This window comes from Acinetobacter lactucae (genome assembly GCF_013122135.1).
Classification (GTDB): domain Bacteria; phylum Pseudomonadota; class Gammaproteobacteria; order Pseudomonadales; family Moraxellaceae; genus Acinetobacter; species Acinetobacter lactucae.
This window is the reverse complement of record NZ_CP053391.1, coordinates 3242836-3265522: the sequence shown is the minus strand read 5'-3', so window position 1 is coordinate 3265522 and position 22687 is coordinate 3242836. Positions and strand designations below refer to the sequence as shown.

Sequence of the window (22687 nt, the reverse complement as noted above, 5' to 3'; positions counted from 1 at the left end):
TACTTATTTTTTTAGTTCAAAGGATTACAGCAATGCCTCATAAAACAATTAGCAGCTTCGTCGCTGTATTTGGTCTATTGGTTTCACCATGGACGCTTGCAGCAATTAAGGAATATCACCTTAATATTAATGAACAACAGGTCAATATTACGGGTCAGTCGCTCAAACGAATTACCGTAAATGGCAAGTTTACAGCACCACTCCTTGAGTTTGAGGAGGGAGATGAGGCTGTGATCCATGTTCATAATCAATTAAAGAATCAAGACACGTCTTTACACTGGCATGGTTTGTTATTGCCAGGATTAATGGATGGTGTACCTGGTTTCAATGGTTTTAAAGGAATCGCGCCAAACGGAGATTTTGTTTACCGTTTTAAGGTGAAACAAAACGGTACCTATTGGTATCACGCCCATAGTAAAGGCCAAGAGCAAGATGGTTTATATGGGCCGCTGGTGATTTACCCGAAAGGGAAAATACCCGTAGCTGCTCATGAAAAAACTGATCGTGATTATGTGGTGATGCTTTCAGATTTTCATAACTCTTCTAGCGATAGTATTATGAAGAATTTGAAGAAATCTCCTGAATATTATCAAAACCGCCGTGAAACTGTATCTGATGTCTGGAAGCAAGTTAAAGCACAAGGCTTAAAAGCAACTTGGCAAGATCGTTCGATGTGGAATCAGATGCGGATGTTAAAAACTGATATGTCTGATGTGACGGGCTATACCTTCTTAGTTAACGGCAAGACACCAGAGCAAAACTGGACAGGTAATTTTAAAGCGGGCGATAAGGTTCGATTACGATTTATTAACGCATCGGCAATGTCATTTTTTGATGTCAGAATTCCAAATTTGAAAATGACAGTTGTAAGTGCAGACGGACAGCCAGTTAAACCTGTGGCAATTGATGAGTTTCGTATTGGTACAGCCGAAACTTACGATGTGATTGTTGAACCTAAACAGCCAAATTATCAGATTGAAGCAGAGTCTATTGACCGCAGTGGTTTCGCTATCGGTACTTTGCACAATGAAAATACGCAAGCTGTGGGGCCAGTTCAAATGCCGCAGCCACGTCCACGTTCTTTGCTAACCATGGACGATATGGGCATGAGTCATGGCAATGGGGCGAGTGATGAACATGCTGGACATCAAATGAACATGCAACACGACATGTCGGCTATGCCTGAAATGAAAAAAGAAGAGAGCCAGACTAATCATGATCACACAATGATGAACATGAGCCATGACATGAAAAATATGTCATCTGAAGAACATAATCATTCTATGATGCAAATGAAGCATGACATGTCAGCAATGCCTGAAATGAAACATGATATGCAGGCAATGCCATCGAGCAAGCATGACCACGCTATGGTGAATATGAAGCATGAGATGCCTGCGCAATCTGAGAATAAAACTAAAAAAGATGAGCCTGTTTATGGCTGGGCAAATGCTTCGACACCAGAGGGTATGAAAGCGCTGCAATATAGTGATTTGCAATCTTTAACACCTCAGCCAGACACACGTGCGCCAGAACGAGAGCTTGTTATTCGTTTAGGCGGCAACATGGAGCGTTATATCTGGACCATTAATGGCAAGAAATTTAGCGAAGCTGAGCCATTGCAAGTTAAGTATGGCGAGCGTATTCGCTTGAAGTTCGTGAATGACAGCATGATGGCTCATCCAATGCATTTACATGGCATGTTCATGCAATTGGAAAATGGTCAGCAAGCTGAAAACTTGCCAAATAAACATACCGTTATTGTTCCACCAGGAAAGACAGTTACTGCGTTATTAACAGCCGATGCTTTAGGAGAATGGGCGATTCATTGCCATCTGCTTTATCACATGAGTGCAGGGATGATGAATAAGTTGATTGTGGCTCAAGTGAATGATGGAGCAGTAGATGTATCTCAAGCACCTGTTCAATCTGAAAATGAAAAAGGAGCTAGTCATGCGCATCACTAAGTTATTTTCTCAAATGATATGTTGCGGTGTTTTCTCTGGTGTATCAGTTCTTGCTTTGGCACAAGAGCCCTTAACGCATGATCATTTACGCGAACATGGTGGACAGATCTATCAAGCAACAAAAATTGATACTGGCTGGACTCAAAATGAAGAAGGAGAAGGTGGTTTTTCTTCTGAATTAGAAACTTGGGTGGGAACGGATGAAAATAAATTATTCATTAAAGCCCATGTTGATAAAGCCGAGTCAGAAGATGCTAATTACGGTGGTTCAGTACTTTATAGCCGAAATGTAGCTGATTATTGGGATGTACAGGCTGGGGTAAACTACGAGCGTTTACAGCGAGCAGACAACAAGCAAGATCGCTGGGCTGGTGTAGTAGGTTTACATGGCATGGCACCTTACTTTTTTGAAACCGATGCATATCTTTATGCAGGTGAAGACCAGCTATGGAAGTTAAGTTTAGAAACGGAAAGAGACTTACTCTTTACCCAAAAGTTAATTGGTAAACCTTATTTAAAAGCAGATGTTGTTTTGCAAGATGAATCTCGCTATGCCAGTAAAACAGGTTTATCAAGTTTACAAGTTGGTTTTCAAACCCGTTATGAAATCAACAAAAAGGTGATGCCATTTGTTGATGTGGGTTACGGCTATGAAAAAGGTTTAAAACAAACGGCTTGGCAAACTGGAACCGACTCTGAACATGGTTGGTATTATGGAGCAGGGTTAACACTTAAGTTCTAATTGCCGAACAAAAATTAAGCTTAATGACATGCCATTGGTTTATACTAATGGCATTGTTTTTTGTGTCAGTTATGGTGCACAGATGGCTTTAGAAAAACAACAGAATCAAATACATTTAAGTAAAACTAGTTCTAGCTGCGGGTGCTCAAGCGTACCGTCTCAGGAGTATTCCACTCCTAGTGAAGCTGTGCGTAAAAACAGCCAATGGGTAAGTTATTATCATATTCCTCGCATGGATTGTGCAGCCGAAGAGCAAATGGTGCGGATGGCTTTGGTCTCTTACGCTGACGATATTCAAGAGCTTCATTTTGACTTGCCAGCACGACATTTGGCGATTTATCACAGTGTTCAAGCTGAAATGATTACTCAAAGTCTACAGCGTTTAGGACTAGGGGCCGAACTACAACAAACACAGCCACATTATGAACCCGTTGAAAAACCAAAAAAGGTACGAGCCAGTTCTTCAAATGCAGCACAAAAGCAAGTTTTACAATGGTTGTTGCTGATTAATGGCGTCATGTTTGTCATTGAGTTGATGGCAGGCATTATTGCTTCATCGACAGGTTTAATTGCTGACTCGCTTGATATGTTTGCCGATGCTGCAATTTATGGCATTGCTTTATTTGTGGTAGGTAAAAATCTAAATGCACAATTAAGGGCTGCGCATCTTTCGGGTTGGTTGCAGTTTGGCTTAGCCATGGTTGTGTTAGTTGATGTACTGCGCCGTTTTATTTATGGCAGTGAACCAGTTTCAATTCTCATGATTTTAATTGGCGGATTAGCTCTTGCGGCCAACATTAGTTGTCTTTATTTAATGAGAGACCATAAGGAGAGCGGGGCACATATGAAGGCGAGTTATATCTTTTCTGCAAATGATGTCATCGTAAACTTAGGTGTGATTGTCGCGGGAATATTGGTTGCCATGACAGGCTCTCGTTATCCTGATTTGATTATTGGATTGATTATTGTTTTGTTTGTTTTAAATGGTGCACGAAAAATTTTACAGTTAAAAAATGAATAAGATTCTCTAAGACAGGTTTACTTCGAGTAGGGTTTGCCTTCATTTTTTATTTTAAAGTAAACTGAGTTCTTACATAAAGGAGGAACGACCTCCCCCATAATGGGTCATCATGTCGGGACGACCTGACGCTATAAAAATTAGTGAATGTTATGGCTTGGGCTATTTTAATTTTAGCAGGTGTATTCGAAATCATTTGGGCATATTCTATGAAAATGTCCGAAGGTTTTACCCGTTTAACCCCTAGTATTATTACCGTAGTTTTTATGATTTTGAGTGTAGTTCTACTTTCAATTTCAATGAAAACGTTACCCCTTGGCACTGCCTATACGGTTTGGACAGGAATTGGCGCAATTGGGTCATTTTTAGTCGGTATTTTCTTTCTTCATGAGCCTATTGGTGCTATGCGAATGATTGCCGCTGTCTTGATTGTGTCAGGTTTGGTTTTAATGAAAATTTCATCGCCGTCCTAAGAGAATGAACTATGTTGCTGTCTTATAAGTATATCAATTCGCCTGTTGGGCAATTAAAGCTGGTTGCGAATGAAAATGCTTTGGTGGCAGTACTTTGGGACAATGAAAATCCAAAACGTGTTCGGCTGGCCGAGCTGGTCGAACAACTTGAACATCCCGTTTTATTAAAGACCGAACAACAATTAGAAGAATATTTTGAAGGTAAGCGCCGTGAGTTTACATTGCCACTAGATTTTGAAGGAACCGCATTTCAAAAGCTGGTTTGGTCTGCTTTACTGACCATCCCTTATGGCGAAACAAGAAGTTATAAAGATATTGCTGTTCAAATTGGAAATGAAAAAGCGGTGAGAGCAGTGGGAGCGGCAAATGGCAAAAACCCGATTTCAATTATTGCACCTTGTCATCGAGTCATTGGTGCGGGTGGTGCTTTAGTGGGTTTTGCTGGCGGGCTTGATAAGAAAGATATTTTATTAAAACTAGAGCAACAATGAGCCGTTTTTGCGCTCGATTTTTTTAGACTTTTCTACTAAGCTGTCAATTATGATATTTCATAAGGCTGGTGCTTCATTGCATCGCTTTTTTTGAAATATTGATCTTATTCAACAAACTTTGGATGTTCTAAAAATGGCTGTCGGTGACGTAACAATGCCACAAATGCATGTGGTAAAAGGTGTAAAAATTGGCTCAACAGAAGCATATGTACGTTACCAAAACCGACGAGATTTAGTCATTTTTGAGTTTGCAGAAGGCTCAAATGTTGCTGGTGTATTTACTCAAAATGCATTTTGTGCAGCGCCTGTTCATGTTTCTAAAGCCCATCTTTCCGAAGGTAATCCTCGTTATTTAGTGATTAATACGGGTAATGCCAATGCGGGAACTGGGCCTACGGGTTTGAAAAACGCTCAAGATACTTGTGCGAAATTAGCGGAGATTGCTGGAGTTAACAGTTCTGAAGTACTTCCGTTTTCTACGGGTGTGATTGGTGAACAGCTTCCAATGGAGCGTTTACTTGCTGGGTTGCAGCCGACGTTAAATACTTTGCAAGATACGGCTTGGAACGATGCTGCATCTGGCATTATGACGACAGACACTGTGCCTAAAGGTGCATCTGAACAATTTGAGCTTGATGGCATTACCTATACCATGACAGGTATTAGTAAAGGCGCTGGAATGATCCGCCCAAACATGGCAACCATGTTGAGCTTTGTAGCAACAGACGCACCTATTCGCCGTGATTTAGTACAAAAGCTATTAAAGACCACGGTTGAGCATTCATTTAACCGTATTACGATTGATGGCGATACCTCAACAAATGACTCTTGTATTTTTGTAGCAACTGGTCAGGCGGGTGGCGCTGAAATTACATCAGACCACGATGCACGCTACACTAAAGTGCTAGAAGTACTTGCTCGTGTAATGAATCGTTTAGCACAGTTAATTGTCCGTGATGGTGAAGGTGCGACGAAATTTATTACTGTTGCTGTAGAAGGCGGCGCAAATACTCAAGAATGCTGTGACATTGCTTATAGCATTGCGCATTCACCACTTGTCAAAACTGCGCTTTTTGCATCGGACCCGAACTGGGGACGTATTTTAGCTGCGATTGGCTATGCAGGTGTTAAAGACCTAGACGTATCTAAAATTCAAGTGTGGTTAGACGACGTACAAATCTGTAAAGACGGCGGCGCAGCTGAGGACTATACCGAAGAAGCGGGCGCGCGTGTTATGGCTCAAACCGAAATTACCATTCGTGTTGATTTAGGGCGTGGTCAGGCCAAAGACACGGTATATACCTGTGACTTATCTTACGACTATGTCAAAATTAATGCTGATTACCGTTCTTAAATATCAGTTATAATCAAGCCTCGACAAAGAGGCTTTTTTATTAGCCCCATCTTTTGATATTAAATGATTCAATCCATAAATCATTTAAGCAGTAACGTTATATGCGAGCAGGTATGCCAGCATGAAGGATAGAGAAGACGTTTTATGAGTGATGCGACTTTAATTGCCAACGATGCAAAAAACATTGTACAAGCGCATTTAGACCGTTTAGGTGAGCCAAAAGACAATCGCTTAAGTGAAGAAGCAAAACAACAAAAGTTTGCACAGATCGAAGCAGAGCTCAAAAAACGTGATGCTGTCCTTGTTGCTCATTACTATTGCGACCCTGAAGTACAGGAGCTTGCCGAAAAAACAGGTGGATGCGTTTCTGACTCTTTAGAAATGGCTCGTTTCGGACGAGATCATGCAGCCTCTACACTGGTTGTGGCTGGTGTTAAGTTTATGGGAGAAACGGCTAAAATTCTGTCTCCTGAAAAAACAATTTTAATGCCGACACTTGAAGCAACCTGTTCACTCGACTTGGGCTGTCCAGTTGACGAGTTCACAGCATTTTGTGATCAGCACCCAGACCACACTGTAGTTGTTTATGCCAATACATCGGCTGCTGTTAAGGCACGTGCAGATTGGGTGGTAACTTCAAGCTGTGCTGTAGAAATTGTTGAGCATCTAGATAGCTTAGGCGAAAAAATTATTTGGGCACCAGATCAGCACTTAGGTCGCTATATTCAAAAGAAAACTGGTGCGGATATGTTGCTTTGGGATGGCGCATGTATTGTGCATGAAGAATTCCGTGCACGTGGCATTGCCAACATGAAAGCACTATACCCAGACGCTGCGGTATTAGTACATCCGGAGTCACCAGAGTCGGTTGTAGAAATTGCCGATGCGGTAGGTAGTACTTCTCAACTGATTAAAGCTGCGCAGACTCTACCAAATGAAAGACTCATTGTGGCAACAGACCGCGGTATTTTCTACAAAATGCAGCAAGCGGTGCCTAATAAGATTTTAGTTGAGGCACCAACAGCGGGTGAGGGGGCAACTTGTCGTTCATGTGCTCACTGTCCGTGGATGGCAATGAATGAACTCGACGGAATTTTAGAAGTTTTACAAAAAGGTGATCAGGAAATACACGTTGATCCAGCGCTTGCTGAACGTGCCAAAATGCCTTTAGATCGAATGTTAGCCTTTAGCGCATCGTTAAAACGTTAAAAAACCTCAAAATGCTTGTTAAATATACATTTGATAAGGATTTTTAACTTTTTTTGAGAATAGGTGTTGACGTCTGAGGGCGTCGCGCCTAGAATGCACACCGTACCGCACGATGTGCGATACAGCAAAAGCTGAGATAGATCGGAGCATAGCACAGCCTGGTAGTGCACCTGGTTTGGGACCAGGGGGTCGTAGGTTCGAATCCTACTGCTCCGACCACTTAAAATATTATTTTAAGATCGGCGAAGTATCGCATGATAAGCATCATCGGTTAAGCGCCTGTAGCTCAGTTGGATAGAGCATCCGCCTTCTAAGCGGATGGTCACAGGTTCGAATCCTGTCAGGCGCGCCATTCGGTAGCTTGGTACATAGAACTTATTTGATGGTGGATGTAGCTCAGTTGGTAGAGCCCTGGATTGTGATTCCAGTTGTCGCGGGTTCGAATCCCGTCATTCACCCCAATTTCGGAGCATAGCACAGCCTGGTAGTGCACCTGGTTTGGGACCAGGGGGTCGTAGGTTCGAATCCTACTGCTCCGACCATATTTAAAAGCGTTTAAGCTTTCTAAAATATCCCATATATTAAAATCATTTCTTCTTATCTTATAGATAGAAGGAATTTTTTTGTTTTCTATAATAAAATTTTTATTCCAAATTGCTCCAATATCTGAACTTATTTATATAAGCTCTGTTCTCTGTTCTCTGTTCTCTGTTCTCTGTTCTCTGTTCTCTGTTCTCTGTTCTCTGTTCTCTGTTCTCTGTTCTCTGTTCTCTGTTCTCTGTTCTCTGTTCTCTGTTCTCTGTTCTCTGTTCTCTGTTCTCTGTTCTCTGTTCTCTGTTCTCTGTTCTCTGTTCTCTGTTCTCTGTTCTCTGTTCTCTGTTCTCTGTTCTCTGTTCTCTGTTCTCTGTTCTCTGTTCTCTGTTCTCTGTTCTCTGTTCTCTGTTCTCTGTTCTCTGTTCTCTGTTCTCTGTTCTCTGCTATTGATATTTCTGTCTTAACTCATCTTTTTCTTGTTCTGATAAAAATGCGATTTTAAGTCCATTTTCTTGAGCTGTATAAATTTGCTCAGGACTTAAACCTGCTAATGGGGCAACAGTTAAATATTCATGCTGTATTTCAATGCCTTCTACCGCAGGGTCATCTGTATTAATAGTGGCAAGCACACCATGTTCTAAAAATGTCTTTAATGGGTGCTCTGCTAAAGAAGGCACTGTGTTAGTTTGAATATTTGAGGTGAGACAAGATTCAATACCAATCTGGTGTTTGGCCAAATAATCTAAAAGTCTTAAATCCTGAACTGCTTTAACACCATGTCCAATTCGTTCAGCGCCTAATTCTTCAATGGCTTGCCAAATACTTTCTGGGCCAGCAGCTTCTCCTGCATGTACCGTAATGTGCCAACCTGCATCACGCGCCTCTTTAAAGTGTTCAATAAATAAATTGCCCGGAAAACCAAGCTCATCTCCAGCGAGATCCAATGCTTTAATATCATTTTTATAGGCAAGTAGGGCATTTAATTCTTTTTCGCAGGCTTCTTGGCCAAAAGTACGACTCATAATGCCAATTAAATTCGCTTTTACCCCGTAAGCTTGACTGCCTTCTTTCACACCAGCAATAACTGCTTCAACAACACCTTCAAGGGGAAGTTGATGTGTCATTCCCATATAACCCGGTGAAAAACGCAGCTCTACATAGTCTAGCCCTTGTTGGGCAGCGTCTTGCATGTTTTCAAATGCAATACGTTTGCAGGCATCTAAACTTGCTAATACTTTTACGCCCCAATCCAGCTTCGATAAAAAACTTAATAAGTCGGGTTGGTTATCCATCACTTGTACGTGTGGTCGTAAAGATTCAATGTCGTAAGCAGGCAAATCTAAATTGTATTTTTGCCCCAATTCTAAAATGGTTTGAATGCGGATGTTGCCATCAAGATGACGGTGTATATCTGTAAGAGGGAGCGTTTTTGTAATCATAAATTTCTTCTTATCTGTTGCTACTAATTCATCATGCCTGTTTAAGACTGCTGATAAAAGTTTGGATTTGCTATGTTTTTGTGAAAAGCGTTGAGTTGAGTTTTTTGAACTTACTATATTTGTATAAGTTTTAATTTTGATGACATTGTTCTGGCCTACGAAGATAACGCAGTCTGTGTAAGATACAAGCATCAAGGTTTTTATTGTTTTTAATTTCGCTGAGCCTGTTTTGTTGACTCGTCAAGAGTGGATTGGCTGAAGAATGGTCATTGGTATTTTGCCTTTTACTTGTAAAGATGAATAAAGGCTTGCTAAAGACCAAACTGATAAAGCGATTAATTTATCTGTAGAAATCTATTTCTGGCAAGTAAATGAAAAAGAAGAAATAGGAAGCGCTCAAATGAAGTCGGTACTTTGTCATCAAGCAACATTGCAAGTCGTGGACCAACCGAACTTAACGCCTGCAAAAGGGCAGGTGTTATTGGAAGTGGTGCGATGCGGGATCTGTGGTTCTGATTTACATATGCAGCACCACTGTGACCACATGCATGATTTGGCTGCACGTGTTGGATTTAATGGTTTAGCGAAGTCTACAGACCCATTTGTATTGGGACATGAGTTCTGTGGCAAGGTTTTAGACTACGGCCCAAAAACACGTCATAAATTTAAAGCCGATACACTTGTTTGCGCAATGCCGCTTTTAAATGTGGATCAGCATGGTTATTTATCTACAGGGCTTTCTCCAAATGCATCTGGTGGTTATGCCGAGCAAGTACTGGCTCAGTCGAGCTTGATGTTTGAAGTACCGAATGGCTTAGATGCAGATAGTGCTGCCATGACTGAACCTATGGCGGTTGCATTGCATGCCGTTCGCCGTAGCCGTGTGAAAACCGGTGAGCCTGTGATTGTAATTGGCTGTGGTCCTGTCGGGTTAGGTGTCATATTAATGCTTAAAGCTGCTGGGGTTAAAACCGTAGTTGCCAGTGACTTTTCTCCAAACCGACGTAAGCTTGCCGAGCAATGCGGTGCCGATATTGTGGTAGACCCTAAAGAAACATCGCCATTTGCTAACTGGAAAGAGTTTGGTTTACTTGGCAATGTTTCTGACGCGATTAATATGGGTATGGGGCTGTTTGATAAGTTACAAGCGACTCGCTTACCGTGGTGGCATGGATGGCGTATGATTGATAAATTGGGCGCTCTGCCAAAACGTCCTGTTATTTTTGAGTGTGTGGGCGTACCGGGTGTTTTGCAGCAAATTATTGAAGGTGCACCTTTGTTTTCCCGAATTGTCGGGGTGGGTGTGTGTATGCAAAGTGACAAAATAGAACCAGCACTTGCGATTAATAAAGAGCTAGAAATTCAGTTTGTGTTAGGCTATACACCGCTTGAGTTTAGAGATGCGCTGCATATGATTGCAGAAGGTAAAGTGAACTGCTCACCGCTCATTACTGGTGTTGTCGGCTTAGAAGGTGTTACCAATGCATTTCAAGCATTACGTGACCCTGAACAGCATGCCAAAATCTTGATTGACCCTAAACGTAGCGGTTCTGATATTCAATTGATGAGTCATTAATTCAAAGATATTTATGCTTAACTAAAAGGTTGTGATCTCATCAATCACAATCTTTTTTTATGCGTATAGAACGCAATATATGGCATAAATCAAACTCGGTGGGCTAATTTGTATTGGTCTTTAGTTGTTCTAGTTCTTGGTAAATCCACTCAACAAATTTTTGAATAGTCGGTGATACATCTTGGCTTGAGTGAATGAGATAGTACTTTCGGCTGCCTTTTAGTTTTTTATTGGAAACAATCACCAGTTCTTTTTTTTGTAGTTCAGATTCAATCAACATTTGCGGAATTAGAGCCATTCCCATGTCGTGACTGGCAGCAACTGCAAGCATTGAAAATAACTCATGGCGTTGTCCATCAAAAGGTTTCGGGTGCTGCATGTGATGAGTCAAAAACCATTCTTGCCAAATGCTAGGCCGAGTGGTTTGTTGTAGTAGGGGAATTTTCAGCAAATCTTCCGAGCTTAGATCATAGGTATTTTCATTGATCATCACAGCATCTGGAAAATACTTTTCGATGAGTCTTGGTGAGCACACAGGTACAATTTCTTCATCCATTAAATAGTGTGCTTGTATGCCGGGCCAATGGTCAATTTGTTGCTGCGTACCTGCAAAAATAGCGGCATCAAAAATATTGTCATTAAATAAAAAGGGCTTGGTACTGGTTTCTAAATGAACGGTAATTTCAGGATATTTTTGATTTAAAAGATGAAGTTTAGGTAACAGCCAGCGCGTTGCAAAGGTAGGAACAACACCTAACTTTAATGTTCCACCTAAACCTTTGTGAGAAATCACATCGGCCGTACATTTCTCTAAACCTAATAAATAGGGCTTAATACTTTTAAAATACTGCTGACCTGCAATGGTCAGCTCGACGCCATGCCGAGTACGTATAAAAAGTTCGACACCCAAGAAATCTTCTAACTGCTGAATTTGGCGCGAAACTGCACTTTGAGTAATGCATAGCTCTTGGGCAGCATAGGTATAACTTAGATGTTTTGCTGCACTTTCAAAGCAAATCAGGCCCTGAATGGACGGGATACTTCTTCGCATAAATAAATCCTTTTATTTGTCGTCATATTTCAAAACAGCATATGACCTAAATGCAGATATCAAAGTTTAGTATAAAAATAAGCCATTTTTAATGAAATACAACGAATTAAATAGTTAAATTTAACGTGACTCATTTTAAATATGCGTAAGTTGCATATCTGCATGAACATTTATCGTTTGATTACTGCATTTTTCACGCATAACATCGAGTTAAATAAAGAAGATCAAATCAAGCAGAGGATGCGATGAATCACATGGTGACAACAAAAAAAGCAAAAGTTCAATTTAACTGGCAAGACCCATTTTTAATTGAACAACAGCTTACCGAAGATGAGCGCATGATTCGTGATGCGGCTCATGCCTATTGCCAAGAACGTTTGCAACCACGTGTACTTGAACAATTCCGTCATGAAAAAACAGATCCTTCCATTTTTCGTGAAATGGGAGAGCTTGGCTTACTTGGTCCAACCATCCCTGAGCAATATGGCGGCGCGGGTTTGAACTATGTGAGTTATGGTCTGGTTGCGCGTGAAATTGAATATGTCGATTCAGGCTACCGCTCTATGGCGAGTGTGCAAAGCTCATTGGTCATGGTTCCGATTCATGAATTTGGTACCGAAGAGCAAAAGCAGAAGTACTTACCTAAGCTAGCTACAGGTGAATACATTGGTTGTTTTGGTTTGACTGAACCAGACCATGGTTCAGACCCGGGCAGTATGATTACCCGTGCTAAAAAAGTTGACGGTGGTTACCGCTTAACGGGCGCAAAAATGTGGATTACCAATAGCCCAATTGCTGACGTATTTGTCGTCTGGGCAAAAGAAGTTTCTGCTGAAGGTAATGTGGGTGATATTCGAGGCTTCATTTTAGAAAAGGGCTGGGAAGGTCTATCTGCACCAGCCATTCATGGCAAGGTTGGTTTACGTGCATCGATTACGGGTGAAATCGTAATGGATAACGTATTTGTACCTGAAGAGAACGCATTCCTTGAAATTCGAGGTTTAAAAGGCCCATTTACCTGTTTGAATAGCGCCCGCTATGGCATTGCATGGGGTGCAATGGGTGCTGCTGAGTTCTGCTGGCATACCGCACATCAATACACCATGGACCGTAAACAATTTGGTCGTCCGTTGGCTGCAAATCAGTTAATTCAAAAGAAACTGGCAGATATGCAAACTGAAATTGCATTAGGTTTGCAAGTGGCTTTACGTTTTGGCCGCATGAAAGATGAAGGCATTGCTTCAGTTGAAGGTACATCTCTAATTAAGCGTAACAACTGTGGAAAGGCGCTTGATATTGCCCGCATGGCACGTGACATGATGGGTGGAAACGGTATTAGTGACGAGTTTGGTGTAGCACGTCATTTGGTTAACCTTGAAGTCGTAAATACCTATGAAGGTACACATGACGTTCATGCCTTAATTTTAGGTCGTGCGCAAACGGGTATCGCGGCATTTAGTAACTAACTCATTAATTTTTAAAAGATCGAGGTGTTCTTTCGAGAGCACCTTTAGGGATTTTTACGCAAAAATTTATGGATAATGACAAGATTCATCGTAAGGATACTCATGTAAAGATGTGCCTCTGTGTACTTAAAACCAAATGTAAGATGATGAAAATATAGAAGATTAAGTCATACAGAAAACATAAGTAGGCTACCGATGACTCATTTGGGAAAATGAGGAACTAAAGATGAACAATGATGTTCAAGTAATATCGAAAGAGTTAAAAATTACATTTCCAAGTAACCTTGGAACATATGAAAAGATTGGACCAAATACATGGAAATGGGCATTGTTATTTGCCTATTTTGCGATGGTGGTCGATGGCATTGATATTATGCTGCTGTCTTATAGTTTGACCAGTTTAAAGGCAGAGTTTGGTTTAAGTACCTTTCAAGCGGGTGCCTTAGGCAGTGCCTCTTTGGCGGGTATGGGTATTGGCGGTATTTTGGGTGGTTGGGCATGTGACAAGTTTGGCCGTGTAAGAACCATTGCGAACTCGGTAACCTTCTTTTCGGTAGCGACTTGTTTGTTAGGCTTTACGCAAAGCTTCGAGCAATTTATGGCTTTACGTTTTATTGGTGCTTTGGGAATCGGAGCACTTTATATGGCTTGTAATACCTTAATGGCTGAATATGTGCCAACCACTTACCGTACAACAGTATTGGGCACGCTACAGACAGGGCAAACCGTAGGTTATATTGCAGCGACACTCTTAGCTGGCGCGATTATTCCAGATCATGGCTGGCGTGTTTTATTCTTCCTGACTGTAGTGCCTGCTTTCGTTAATATTTTCCTGCAACGATTTGTGCCGGAGCCAAAATCTTGGCAGCTCACTAAAATTGAAAGCTTACAAGGCAACAGACCACCGAAAGAAATGGTCGTGGCTGAAAAGCCTAAAAGTGGCAGTATTTATAAGCAAATTTTTAATAACTTTAAGCACCGTAAAATGTTTTTGTTGTGGATGACCACAGCATTCTTCTTGCAGTTTGGTTATTACGGCATTAACAACTGGATGCCAAGTTATTTAGAAACAGAAGTACATATGAACTTTAAAAACTTAACCAGTTATATGGTGGGTTCATATACTGCAATGATTCTAGGCAAAATTTTAGCGGGGTATCTTGCGGACAAATTTAACCGCCGTGCTGTTTTTGTGTTTGGAACAATTGCCAGCGCTGTGTTTTTGCCAATCATTATTTTCTTCAATACCCCTGACAATATTCTGTATTTATTGATCACTTTTGGCTTCTTATATGGCATCCCATACGGTGTGAACGCGACTTATATGGCTGAAAGTTTTTCAACCGATGTACGCGGAACAGCGATTGGTGGTGCCTATAACATTGGTCGTGTCGGGGCAGCTATTGCACCAGCCACGATTGGTTTCTTGGCATCGGGTGGTACGTTTACCATGGCTTTTATTGTGATGGGCGCTGCGTATTTTGTTGCAGGTGTATTGCCAGGCTTATTTATTAAAGATCGTCAGTACGATCCGCAAAAACAATCATAAACAATGACAAGAAGGTGCTTTGAGCGCCTTCTCAAAGATAAGGGTAGCGTTATGGGTGCATTACAAGGAATTCGAGTTTTAGATTTAAGTCGTGTACTTGCAGGGCCGTGGTGTGGACAAATCTTGGCAGACCTTGGCGCAGAAGTCATTAAAATTGAACGTCCTCGAGTCGGTGATGACACCCGCATGTGGGGACCACCATGGATGCCCGATCAAGATGGAAACATGACCCGTGAATCTGGCTATTTTCAGTGTACCAACCGAAATAAATATTCGGTTGCGGTGGACATTACTACACCCGAAGGTCAGGCCTTAATTTATGAAATTGCCAAAACTGCCGATGTGGTGATTGAAAATTATAAGACAGGGTCTTTGGCTAAATATGGCTTGGACTATGCTTCATTAAGCGAGTTGAACCCAAATATTGTGTATTGCTCGATTACGGGTTTTGGACAAGATGGCCCACGTGCAGAAGAACCCGGTTATGATTTTATTATTCAGGGTATGTCTGGCTTAATGAGCATTACTGGTGAGCCCGATGATGTGGCAGGTGGTGGTGCACAAAAAGTTGGTGTGGCTGTTGTCGATATTCAAACGGGGTTGTATTCAACTATTGCTATTCAAGCTGCCTTGATTGCACGGTCGCACACGGGACGCGGTCAATATATTGATATGTCACTGCTTGATGTGCAGGTAGCAGCACTGGCAAATCAGGGAATGAATTATTTAGCCTCAGGTAAAGCACCACAGCGCATGGGTAATCAACATCCAAGTATTGTTCCGTACCAAACTTTTAAGGCCAAAGATAAAGAATTTATTATTGCTTGTGGTAATGACAAGCAGTTTAAAGATTTGTGCATGGCGATTGGTTATCCAGAGCTACTCGAAAATGAAAATTTTGTACGCAACCAAGACCGCGTAAAGTATCGAGATAAACTGATTCCTTTATTATCGGAGCACTTTTTGCAGAAAACTGCTAAAGAATGGGTCGACATGATTCATATACTTAAAGTGCCTGTAGGTGTCATCAACTCTATTGAAGATGCTTTGGCTGAACCACAAATCGTACATCGCAATTTAGTGGTGAACATTCCTCATCGTTTAAATGAAAACTTCCAAACGATTGGCTCACCAATCAAGCTGTCTGATACTCCAGTTGAATATCATCACGCACCGCCAGAGCTAGGTGAACATACGGCTCAAATCTTATCGAGATTTAAAACAGCAGAAGAGCTAGCTGAGTTAAAAGAGAAAGGCATTATTGATGGGAAAATTGCTTAAGCTATTGTCGTTTTTAATGTAATTCAATTTAAATGGAAATTGTGATTTGCAATAAATCACAGTTTTTTTATTAAAAAATAAGACTCTTAATATTTAAAAATAAGGGGCAGCTCTGGTCTGAAATCATGAATCATTCCTTGAGGCTCATAATCAAAACTAATTTCCATTAAATGTTCTAATCCATCAGTCACTTCAAAACCATCAAGCGAATTGAACAGTAATGAAGTTGGGTGCTGCTCTAGGTTTGGTATAGAAACCTTAATCGCGGTGATTTCTGATAAATCTTTGCTATGTACAAGAGGTTGTTGTTTTTCTTTTGCGGCTAGATCTGGTCGTGAAGCAAATGAGAGGAAGAACCACATTGGCTCAGATACAATAGAGTCTTTGGCAACATTTACTTCTAAGTTGGTTGGCAAATAGCTTGGCTTATAAACCCAATTAGGAAATTTTGCGACGTTATCATCTTTATTTTTAGGTCTAAAGCAAATTCCAAAAGGGGATGCGATATTATCTTTAGCACTGAGTCGTTCAAAAAGCAGAGTTGGTTTGGTGAGATTGCTTGAGGCTTCTTCTTGATTATTTAAAAAGATTAACTCGATAAAACTGTTTTTAAAGAAAAAGCGTCTGTTTTCTGTACCTTGACCTGGGTGATTATTGGATGAACCTTCTGTTAGACCGAATTTTTTTAAAGTTTCAGCTTCGGGAGCGCCTGATTGTACACAAATAAAAATATGGTCCACTTCCATTTTAAGTTCTCATGCTAAAGTTTATGAATATTAAATAATTGATTAATAGAATTTTTCATGTTTATCGCAAGTGTTTCATCGAAACCATCGACTAAAAAGCGGCTAATGAGCCCTTCAATCACCGTATAGATCAGCTCAGATAAAGCTTCACCATTTGGCATATTACAGTTTGCTGCTATGAGCTCTTTAATCCATTGTTTATGGGCTTTAGAAATAGAAATGATGTCTTGATCATCTTGGTTAGATTCAGCGACAGCTCTTACAAATAAACAGCCTTTAAAAAAATCTTGTCTAAACCAGTTGGTATGCCAATCCAGAATCTTATTGATGGCTTCCAATCCCGTTGCTTCTCCCACATAACTCAAAAGGCTTTGCTTGAATCGCTCATCACGTGCAACGAGCACAGATTTAACCAGTTGATTTTTATTTTTATAGTACGTGTACATGGTGGTTTTAGAGCAGCCGGATTCATCGCGAATCAGGTCGACGCCAACCCCGACAAAACTATTTTCATTAAATAACTTCTCGGCTGTATCTAATATTTTTAAGGCAGATTTTGACATAAAACTTTTCCAAAAAATTAAATAGTACAGATCTGTACTATTTGAAATTTTATCTATATGCTTTTTAAAAAGCAACTTTTTGTTAGAGGAATAAAACCATGTTCTCGATCTTTTATGGCAAAGAAAAACTGGCTCCTTCGCCCAATAAAATTGAGATTTTGAGAAGCCTTGTTGGGGGTACGCTCAGTATTTTTATACTTCTGTGGTTGAGCAAGCTCACACACAATATTTTTATCATGGCACCGTTTGGTGCAACCTGTGTATTGCTTTATACGGCGTCGCAGTCACCTTTGGCACAGCCCAGAAATATTATATTTGGGCATCTCATCTCGGCTTTTGTTGGTTTATTTTTTCTAAAATTTATCGGTGTTTCCATTTTTACAATTGCTTTTTCAGTGGGCTGTGCAATAGCACTCATGCAAGTTTTTAAATGTGTTCATCCACCTGCTGGGGCCAATCCTTTGGTTATTTTACTCACTGCAAGCAGCATATATTACGAGTGGAGTTTCTTAATTTTCCCTGTTTTGGTCGGTGCAGTGTCTTTAGTTTTGGTGGCGATGCTGATTAATAATATTAAAGCGAGTACGAAGTGGCCGATGTATGGTTTAGGAATTTTAAATAGTAAAAAGTAGGGATGGCATGAAGTGTTTTGAGCTTAAAAATAATAAAAGTATTCACTACGCCAAGATAGTGAATACTTTTGAATGAAATTATGACTTCTTAGAAATACGTTCTTCGATGGCAAATTTGAGTAAAGAAGCACTGCGGTAAAAACCGTGTGCGAACTTTCCAAATGGCATGGTAATAAAGAAGGTCATGACCGTAGCTAAATGGAAAATCAGTAAAAGTGCCATGTAAGGGGTATTGCGAAATGCCATGAGTGCTAGCCCTGAAGCGCTAACGATAAGTAGAAGGAAAATAAAGCCTCGATCTACAGGTTTTTGCTCACGGTCACCATGCAACGGATGACGTTTAAGATTTAAATAGAGCAAGCCAGATGGTCCAATGACTAAGCCAATTCCACCCAAAGTGCCCAAAATAACGGGCAAGCTTAGATAAGGATAAGGTGCGTGTAAGTCAAGAAAATAGTGATATAACGTCGCTACACCTGTGGCTGCAAAGCAAAGCATAAAGCCATAAAACGTCAGGTGATGGAACACACGACGAATTTGTGTGTAACGGTCATCTTGTTCATTACAACCTTTGCCATGTCCACCATCTAAATATTTAAGCGTTAATACATTTTGGGTGGCTTGAACTAGATCGGGTTTTTCAACTTTGCCATGGATAACTTTAGAAGTTTGTCGCCAAAATTTGCTGATCCCAATAAGTAGTAAAATGATTGCAACCGTAAAGGTAAATCCAAACAGTAGTGCTAAAAAGTTATGTGGGAAAATTGCATAAAAATTACCTTGGTAACCTGCAAATAGGTCGGTGTCTTTGTACCACACCACGGCTAACATGCAAAAAAAGAAAATAAGTGTTAACACTGAAACAAAAGGAATTCCCACAGACTTATAAAGTCGTCCTAGAGGCTGAGGGGTCGCAAACTCTTGGTAAGTTTCTAAACGTACTTGTGCCATCGCTTTTGGAATATTTACACCAAACTCGTGGGGTGGAGCATATTGGCAAGCATGTAAACATGCACCACAGTTATGGCAAAGGTTTGCCATGTAATGAATATCGGCTTGGTTAAACTCTAGGCGCTTGGTCATAGCCGAAAATACAGCACAGAATGATTCACAGTAGCGACAAGCATTACAAATCTGTAGGGCTCTTTGGACTTCTTGTTCGTGATCAGAGAGCTGAACAACTGGAATTAGGGCTTTGCTATTAGCATTCATGTTCAACTCCTTGTGATAGTGCATAGTGGGCTGCATTTTTTCCGGCAATGCGTCCAAACGTCGTTCCGATCGACATGCCAACGCCTGCGGTATAACCCTGACCGAGTACGTTACCTGCCATCATTTCACCTGCGACAAATAGGTTTGGGCTTGCTTTATTGTTAAAACGTACCGCAGCATCATCTTCGACTTTTAAGCCTAAATAGGTAAAGGTAATGCCGGGTTTAAGGGCATAGGCATAAAAGGGTGGGCGATCGAGAGGAACGGCCCAGTGGGTTTTGTTGGGAACAATATTTTGGGTGGTGCAGTCATCTAAAACGGTATGGTTAAAGGTGCCTTGCACACAAGCTTGGTTAAATTCTTCTACCGTGTGGCATAAGGTTTTTGCATCTAGTCCGATTTTTTCAGCCAGTTCTTGAATGCTATTAGCTTTTACACCTGCAAACACAGGCGGCATAAAGCGACCAATCGCTTTTGAATCAATAATCGAATAAGCAATTTGCTGTGGCTGTTGTGCCACAAGCCGGCCCCAAATCGCATAACGTTTTGGCCAGAAATCTTCGCCTTCATCGTAAAAACGTTCAGCTTTGTTATTGACCACAATTCCCAATGAAACGCAGTCAATACGAGTACAAATACCGCCGTCATATAGAGGTGCGCGTGCATCTACGGCTACGCAATGTGATTGTGATGGGTCACCAATAATATCGGCACCTTGATCTATCATAAATTTAAGTAAGTTGCCCTGATTAAAGCGCGTACCACGGATAATGAAATTATCGGCAGGCCATTCGCCGTTTTCATTTTGTCCCCATGCTTCTCTTAACCATTCCAGATTTGACTCAAAACCGCCTGCGGCCAATACACAGCTTTTTGCTTTAAATACACGACCATCTTCAGCAATTGCCGCTTCAAAATGCCCTTGATTTAACTTTAGATCTTTAATTTTTGTGTTGTATAAAATTTCGATACCAAGTTCTTGGGCGCTACGGTAGTAGGCATTAATGAGGGCTTTACCGCCACCCATAAAAAAGGCATTAGTACGTGCAACATGCAAAGCACCCGATAGCGGGGGCTGAAAATTCACACCATGTTTACGCATCCAGTCGCGGCAGGAGGCAGTGCTACGAATGACCAAACGGGCTAAATGTTCATTGGTTTTTCCAGCAGTTACTTTAAGTAGGTCTTGCCAATATTCTTCTTCGGGGTAGGCATCAACCAATACGTCTTGAGGAGCATCATGCATGCAGCGAAGGTTACGAGTGTGTTGTGAGTTACCCCCACGCCACTCTTTAGGGGCTGCTTCTATGACAAGCACAGACGCGCCACTTTCTTTTGCTGTGAGCGCGGCACACAGTGCGGCATTCCCACCACCAATTACAATCACATCATGCATGGATTTCTCCCTTTCTCAGCTAGGGCTAATGTAGCTTTAAAAAGAAAGGTGAAGTGAGAGGCTAGGCTTGAATAGGTGTTTAGTAAAAATAAACACTAATCGCTTAAGTGTTTATGAGTTTCGCACCAGGCCAGCGACTTTCATTAATCAGGTTGGTGACACAGGCACGAATTACGACTTTAGTGGCTAAAGTAGCAGGCGAGAGTTCTTCTTCAGAGAGACTGATTAAATAGTTAATACGCTCAATAGCAGGTTCTATAACGCGTAGCAGGCATAAGTCTTGTCGTGAGTTTAATGATGCACCTGCGGGTTGAATGGTTGCCATTTCGAGTTGGCTAATGCTTTCCATTAATAAATGCAGCCCATCAATTTCATATGCCACTTTAAGCTGATGAATTTTCTGTTCGAGCAACAAACGCAGTCCATGTCGTTGGCTCGGTAAAATAAGAGGAAGCTCTTTAAGCTGCGAATGAGTAATCGTTTGAGTGTTAATACAGCTTTCAAGGTTGTACTGACTCAGCACTTCTTTCGGTGAGATTAAAAACATTTGTTCTTTGACTAAAGGCTGTATGGCCCACTGTGGGTCGACATCGTCACTAAAGATGATGGCAACATCGAGCTGTCTTGCATTGACTAAGGCTTTGAGATCTCCCGATAACCCTTCAATTAAACGGACTTTAATGTCGGGGTAACGATTTCTCATGAGTTTTAAAAAATGTGTACCAATAACTGCTGCAACACTGGGTGAAAACCCCACGGTGACATGACCACTTAAACGTGAAGAGTGCGCAGAGTCTACTGCATGGTCTAAGTGCCTAAGTGCCAGTTGAACCTGTTGAAAAAAAGCTAAACCCGCAGGAGTGGGAACTGTACCCAAAGCAGTACGTTGTAAAAGGCGAATAGAAAGTTCGCTTTCTAATTTTGAGATTTGCTGACTTAATGCAGAAGTTCCAATATCGAGATTTTTTGCAGCTTTACCCAAGCTTCCTGACTCGATCACTGCAATAAAATACTTTAATTGTTTGAGTTCCACGGCAAATACTACATTAACCTTTATGGATTAATTCTACACTGGTTTATCACTCAACATTTTATTCTATTATGCTGACTGAACTACTAAAAGAGAAAAGGCAACATCACCCCAAGATACTGCCTTTTAGGGCTTTTATTGTTTAACCTGCTCAAGACCCTGTTCTTCAATAATGTGTGTGGCTTGAGGTGATTTCACAAACTTGATTAACTCTTTTGCGGCTTTTTCATGTTCCGAGCCTTTACCAATACCAGCAGCAAATACGGTAACTTTTTGATAAGGTGCTGGGATTGGGCCGACTAATTCAACTTGACCATATTTGCCGGTAAAAGGTTTGATTTCACTAATTTGCTGGAAACCGATATCAAACTGGCCTTCAGCAATGCGTTTTGCAACACGATCGCCGATTACTTTTTCTGCCTTGCTTGAAATGATTTTATATTCCACAGGTGGGAAGCTTGGGAACACATCTTTTTCAAGATGTGTACCGCTCGCACTTGCTGAATAGCCTATGTGCTTGGCACTTAATAAAACTTTTTCGAATTTTTCCGCAGAGCTGATATCTGGTTTTGGCGCGCCTTTTGGAACAGCCATACCAATGCTTGAATTTACTAAAGGACTTTGTGAATTTGGGTCTACATAACCCTTTTCTGCAAGCTTGTTGAGTTCAGGAGCAGCCAAGACCACCACATCAAAACGTTCACCGCGATCAAGTCGATTTGGAATTGCAGTTGGTGATGCACCCATTGATGAACCAGACGAAAGGTGAACAGTGTGACCAGTTTGTTTTTCAAATAATGGAATGAGTTTTTCCATAGATGAATAGAAACCACCTGAGCTAATCACTTCGATTGTATCTGCGTTAGCAAGGGTTGAGCCTAAGCCTACACCAGCTAGGCAAATGGTCATGAAGATAGGGGACTTTTTCATAGTATCTCGCTTTAATGACAGGAGAACA

20 protein-coding genes and 4 tRNA genes are annotated in these 22687 nt (G+C 41.1%); 16 read left to right on the top strand and 8 right to left on the bottom strand.

Annotation, left to right across the window (positions count from 1 at the left end; all coding sequences use genetic code 11):
• The first annotated feature begins 32 nt into the window (after positions 1–32).
• The 11 genes from HLV59_RS15240 (at position 33) to HLV59_RS15190 (ending at position 7796) form a co-directional block, all read left to right on the top strand.
• Positions 33–1967 carry a copper resistance system multicopper oxidase gene (locus HLV59_RS15240; RefSeq protein WP_171430313.1) on the top strand — a complete coding sequence of 645 codons (1935 nt, stop codon included), beginning with the start codon at positions 33–35 and terminating at the stop codon, positions 1965–1967.
• Entirely contained in the window at positions 1954–2709 is a 756-nt protein-coding gene (locus HLV59_RS15235) for a copper resistance protein B (RefSeq protein WP_216606734.1), read from the top strand. Before HLV59_RS15240 ends, HLV59_RS15235 begins: the two co-directional genes overlap by 14 nt.
• A gap of 28 nt (positions 2710–2737) precedes the next feature.
• A complete protein-coding gene (locus HLV59_RS15230) occupies positions 2738–3730 on the top strand; it encodes a cation transporter (protein ID WP_216606733.1) in 993 nt (330 codons plus the stop codon).
• 149 nt (positions 3731–3879) lie between these two features.
• On the top strand, positions 3880–4200 hold the full coding sequence (locus HLV59_RS15225; RefSeq protein WP_004703760.1) for a DMT family transporter: 321 nt from the start codon (positions 3880–3882) through the stop codon (positions 4198–4200).
• Positions 4201–4211: 11 nt separating this feature from the next.
• On the top strand, positions 4212–4691 hold the full coding sequence (locus HLV59_RS15220; RefSeq protein WP_016144407.1) for a methylated-DNA--[protein]-cysteine S-methyltransferase: 480 nt from the start codon (positions 4212–4214) through the stop codon (positions 4689–4691).
• 133 nt (positions 4692–4824) lie between these two features.
• Entirely contained in the window at positions 4825–6045 is a 1221-nt protein-coding gene (gene argJ / locus HLV59_RS15215; protein WP_171430312.1) for a bifunctional glutamate N-acetyltransferase/amino-acid acetyltransferase ArgJ, read from the top strand.
• A 144-nt stretch (positions 6046–6189) separates the two neighbouring features.
• The gene (gene nadA / locus HLV59_RS15210) at positions 6190–7254 is read left to right on the top strand and encodes a quinolinate synthase NadA (protein WP_002115913.1); all 1065 of its coding nucleotides are present in this window, start codon (positions 6190–6192) and stop codon (positions 7252–7254) included.
• A gap of 142 nt (positions 7255–7396) precedes the next feature.
• Positions 7397–7473: transfer RNA gene (locus tag HLV59_RS15205), tRNA-Pro, on the top strand.
• 56 nt (positions 7474–7529) lie between these two features.
• Positions 7530–7606, top strand: a tRNA-Arg gene (locus HLV59_RS15200).
• 33 nt (positions 7607–7639) lie between these two features.
• Positions 7640–7715, top strand: a tRNA-His gene (locus tag HLV59_RS15195).
• Positions 7716–7719: 4 nt separating this feature from the next.
• Positions 7720–7796 (top strand) — tRNA-Pro (locus HLV59_RS15190).
• Between the two features lie 435 nt (positions 7797–8231).
• Here the strand turns inward: HLV59_RS15190 and add are convergent.
• A complete protein-coding gene (add, locus tag HLV59_RS15185) occupies positions 8232–9227 on the bottom strand; it encodes an adenosine deaminase (RefSeq protein ID WP_171430311.1) in 996 nt (331 codons plus the stop codon).
• Between the two features lie 400 nt (positions 9228–9627).
• On the opposite strand from add, the gene HLV59_RS15180 reads away from it, so the two are divergent.
• The gene (locus HLV59_RS15180; RefSeq protein ID WP_171430310.1) at positions 9628–10803 is read left to right on the top strand and encodes a zinc-binding dehydrogenase; all 1176 of its coding nucleotides are present in this window, start codon (positions 9628–9630) and stop codon (positions 10801–10803) included.
• A 103-nt stretch (positions 10804–10906) separates the two neighbouring features.
• Here HLV59_RS15180 and HLV59_RS15175 read toward each other — a convergent pair whose 3' ends face one another.
• Positions 10907–11854 (bottom strand): LysR substrate-binding domain-containing protein, encoded by a 948-nt coding sequence (locus tag HLV59_RS15175; protein WP_171430309.1) that lies wholly within the window; start codon positions 11852–11854, stop codon positions 10907–10909.
• Between the two features lie 245 nt (positions 11855–12099).
• Between HLV59_RS15175 and HLV59_RS15170 the strand changes: the two genes are divergently transcribed.
• The 3 genes from HLV59_RS15170 to HLV59_RS15160 all read left to right on the top strand — a co-directional run bounded on the left by HLV59_RS15170 (position 12100) and on the right by HLV59_RS15160 (position 16150).
• On the top strand, positions 12100–13320 hold the full coding sequence (locus tag HLV59_RS15170; protein WP_171430308.1) for an acyl-CoA dehydrogenase: 1221 nt from the start codon (positions 12100–12102) through the stop codon (positions 13318–13320).
• A 226-nt stretch (positions 13321–13546) separates the two neighbouring features.
• Positions 13547–14869: an MFS transporter gene (locus tag HLV59_RS15165; RefSeq protein ID WP_171430307.1), complete on the top strand. Its 1323-nt coding sequence runs from the start codon at positions 13547–13549 to the stop codon at positions 14867–14869.
• Between the two features lie 51 nt (positions 14870–14920).
• Positions 14921–16150 (top strand): CaiB/BaiF CoA transferase family protein, encoded by a 1230-nt coding sequence (locus tag HLV59_RS15160; protein WP_171430306.1) that lies wholly within the window; start codon positions 14921–14923, stop codon positions 16148–16150.
• A gap of 86 nt (positions 16151–16236) precedes the next feature.
• On the opposite strand, the gene HLV59_RS15155 is transcribed toward HLV59_RS15160, so the two are convergent.
• Together HLV59_RS15155 and HLV59_RS15150 are read right to left on the bottom strand one after the other, a co-directional pair.
• Positions 16237–16896, bottom strand: a complete 660-nt coding sequence (locus HLV59_RS15155) for a VOC family protein (protein WP_031947437.1) — start codon at positions 16894–16896, stop codon at positions 16237–16239.
• A gap of 14 nt (positions 16897–16910) precedes the next feature.
• Positions 16911–17459 (bottom strand): TetR/AcrR family transcriptional regulator, encoded by a 549-nt coding sequence (locus HLV59_RS15150; RefSeq protein ID WP_171430305.1) that lies wholly within the window; start codon positions 17457–17459, stop codon positions 16911–16913.
• 98 nt (positions 17460–17557) lie between these two features.
• Here HLV59_RS15150 and HLV59_RS15145 point away from each other — a divergent pair, with 98 nt between their 5' ends.
• A complete protein-coding gene (locus HLV59_RS15145) occupies positions 17558–18091 on the top strand; it encodes an HPP family protein (RefSeq protein ID WP_171430304.1) in 534 nt (177 codons plus the stop codon).
• Positions 18092–18169: 78 nt separating this feature from the next.
• On the opposite strand, the gene tcuB is transcribed toward HLV59_RS15145, so the two are convergent.
• The 4 genes from tcuB to HLV59_RS15125 form a co-directional block, all read right to left on the bottom strand.
• Positions 18170–19303, bottom strand: a complete 1134-nt coding sequence (gene tcuB / locus HLV59_RS15140; RefSeq protein WP_171430303.1) for a tricarballylate utilization 4Fe-4S protein TcuB — start codon at positions 19301–19303, stop codon at positions 18170–18172.
• Positions 19293–20699: an FAD-dependent tricarballylate dehydrogenase TcuA gene (gene tcuA, locus HLV59_RS15135; protein ID WP_171430302.1), complete on the bottom strand. Its 1407-nt coding sequence runs from the start codon at positions 20697–20699 to the stop codon at positions 19293–19295. The genes tcuB and tcuA overlap by 11 nt, the downstream gene beginning before the upstream one ends.
• A 103-nt stretch (positions 20700–20802) precedes the next feature.
• Positions 20803–21732: a LysR family transcriptional regulator gene (locus tag HLV59_RS15130; RefSeq protein WP_081175163.1), complete on the bottom strand. Its 930-nt coding sequence runs from the start codon at positions 21730–21732 to the stop codon at positions 20803–20805.
• Positions 21733–21864: 132 nt separating this feature from the next.
• A complete protein-coding gene (locus tag HLV59_RS15125; RefSeq protein ID WP_216606732.1) occupies positions 21865–22659 on the bottom strand; it encodes a substrate-binding domain-containing protein in 795 nt (264 codons plus the stop codon).
• Positions 22660–22687: the final 28 nt, after the last annotated feature.

Bases quoted from the DNA above. Each gene is read 5' to 3' on its own strand.
- HLV59_RS15240 (WP_171430313.1), top strand. From the start codon at position 33: ATGCCTCATAAAACAATTAGCAGCTTCGTCGCTGTATTTGGTCTATTG.
- HLV59_RS15235 (WP_216606734.1), top strand. From the start codon at position 1,954: ATGCGCATCACTAAGTTATTTTCTCAAATGATATGTTGCGGTGTTTTC.
- HLV59_RS15230 (WP_216606733.1), top strand. From the start codon at position 2,738: ATGCCATTGGTTTATACTAATGGCATTGTTTTTTGTGTCAGTTATGGT.
- HLV59_RS15225 (WP_004703760.1), top strand. From the start codon at position 3,880: ATGGCTTGGGCTATTTTAATTTTAGCAGGTGTATTCGAAATCATTTGG.
- HLV59_RS15220 (WP_016144407.1), top strand. From the start codon at position 4,212: ATGTTGCTGTCTTATAAGTATATCAATTCGCCTGTTGGGCAATTAAAG.
- argJ (WP_171430312.1), top strand. From the start codon at position 4,825: ATGGCTGTCGGTGACGTAACAATGCCACAAATGCATGTGGTAAAAGGT.
- nadA (WP_002115913.1), top strand. From the start codon at position 6,190: ATGAGTGATGCGACTTTAATTGCCAACGATGCAAAAAACATTGTACAA.
- add (WP_171430311.1), bottom strand. From the start codon at position 9,227: ATGATTACAAAAACGCTCCCTCTTACAGATATACACCGTCATCTTGAT.
- HLV59_RS15180 (WP_171430310.1), top strand. From the start codon at position 9,628: ATGAAGTCGGTACTTTGTCATCAAGCAACATTGCAAGTCGTGGACCAA.
- HLV59_RS15175 (WP_171430309.1), bottom strand. From the start codon at position 11,854: ATGCGAAGAAGTATCCCGTCCATTCAGGGCCTGATTTGCTTTGAAAGT.
- HLV59_RS15170 (WP_171430308.1), top strand. From the start codon at position 12,100: ATGAATCACATGGTGACAACAAAAAAAGCAAAAGTTCAATTTAACTGG.
- HLV59_RS15165 (WP_171430307.1), top strand. From the start codon at position 13,547: ATGAACAATGATGTTCAAGTAATATCGAAAGAGTTAAAAATTACATTT.
- HLV59_RS15160 (WP_171430306.1), top strand. From the start codon at position 14,921: ATGGGTGCATTACAAGGAATTCGAGTTTTAGATTTAAGTCGTGTACTT.
- HLV59_RS15155 (WP_031947437.1), bottom strand. From the start codon at position 16,896: ATGGAAGTGGACCATATTTTTATTTGTGTACAATCAGGCGCTCCCGAA.
- HLV59_RS15150 (WP_171430305.1), bottom strand. From the start codon at position 17,459: ATGTCAAAATCTGCCTTAAAAATATTAGATACAGCCGAGAAGTTATTT.
- HLV59_RS15145 (WP_171430304.1), top strand. From the start codon at position 17,558: ATGTTCTCGATCTTTTATGGCAAAGAAAAACTGGCTCCTTCGCCCAAT.
- tcuB (WP_171430303.1), bottom strand. From the start codon at position 19,303: ATGAATGCTAATAGCAAAGCCCTAATTCCAGTTGTTCAGCTCTCTGAT.
- tcuA (WP_171430302.1), bottom strand. From the start codon at position 20,699: ATGCATGATGTGATTGTAATTGGTGGTGGGAATGCCGCACTGTGTGCC.
- HLV59_RS15125 (WP_216606732.1), bottom strand. From the start codon at position 22,659: ATGAAAAAGTCCCCTATCTTCATGACCATTTGCCTAGCTGGTGTAGGC.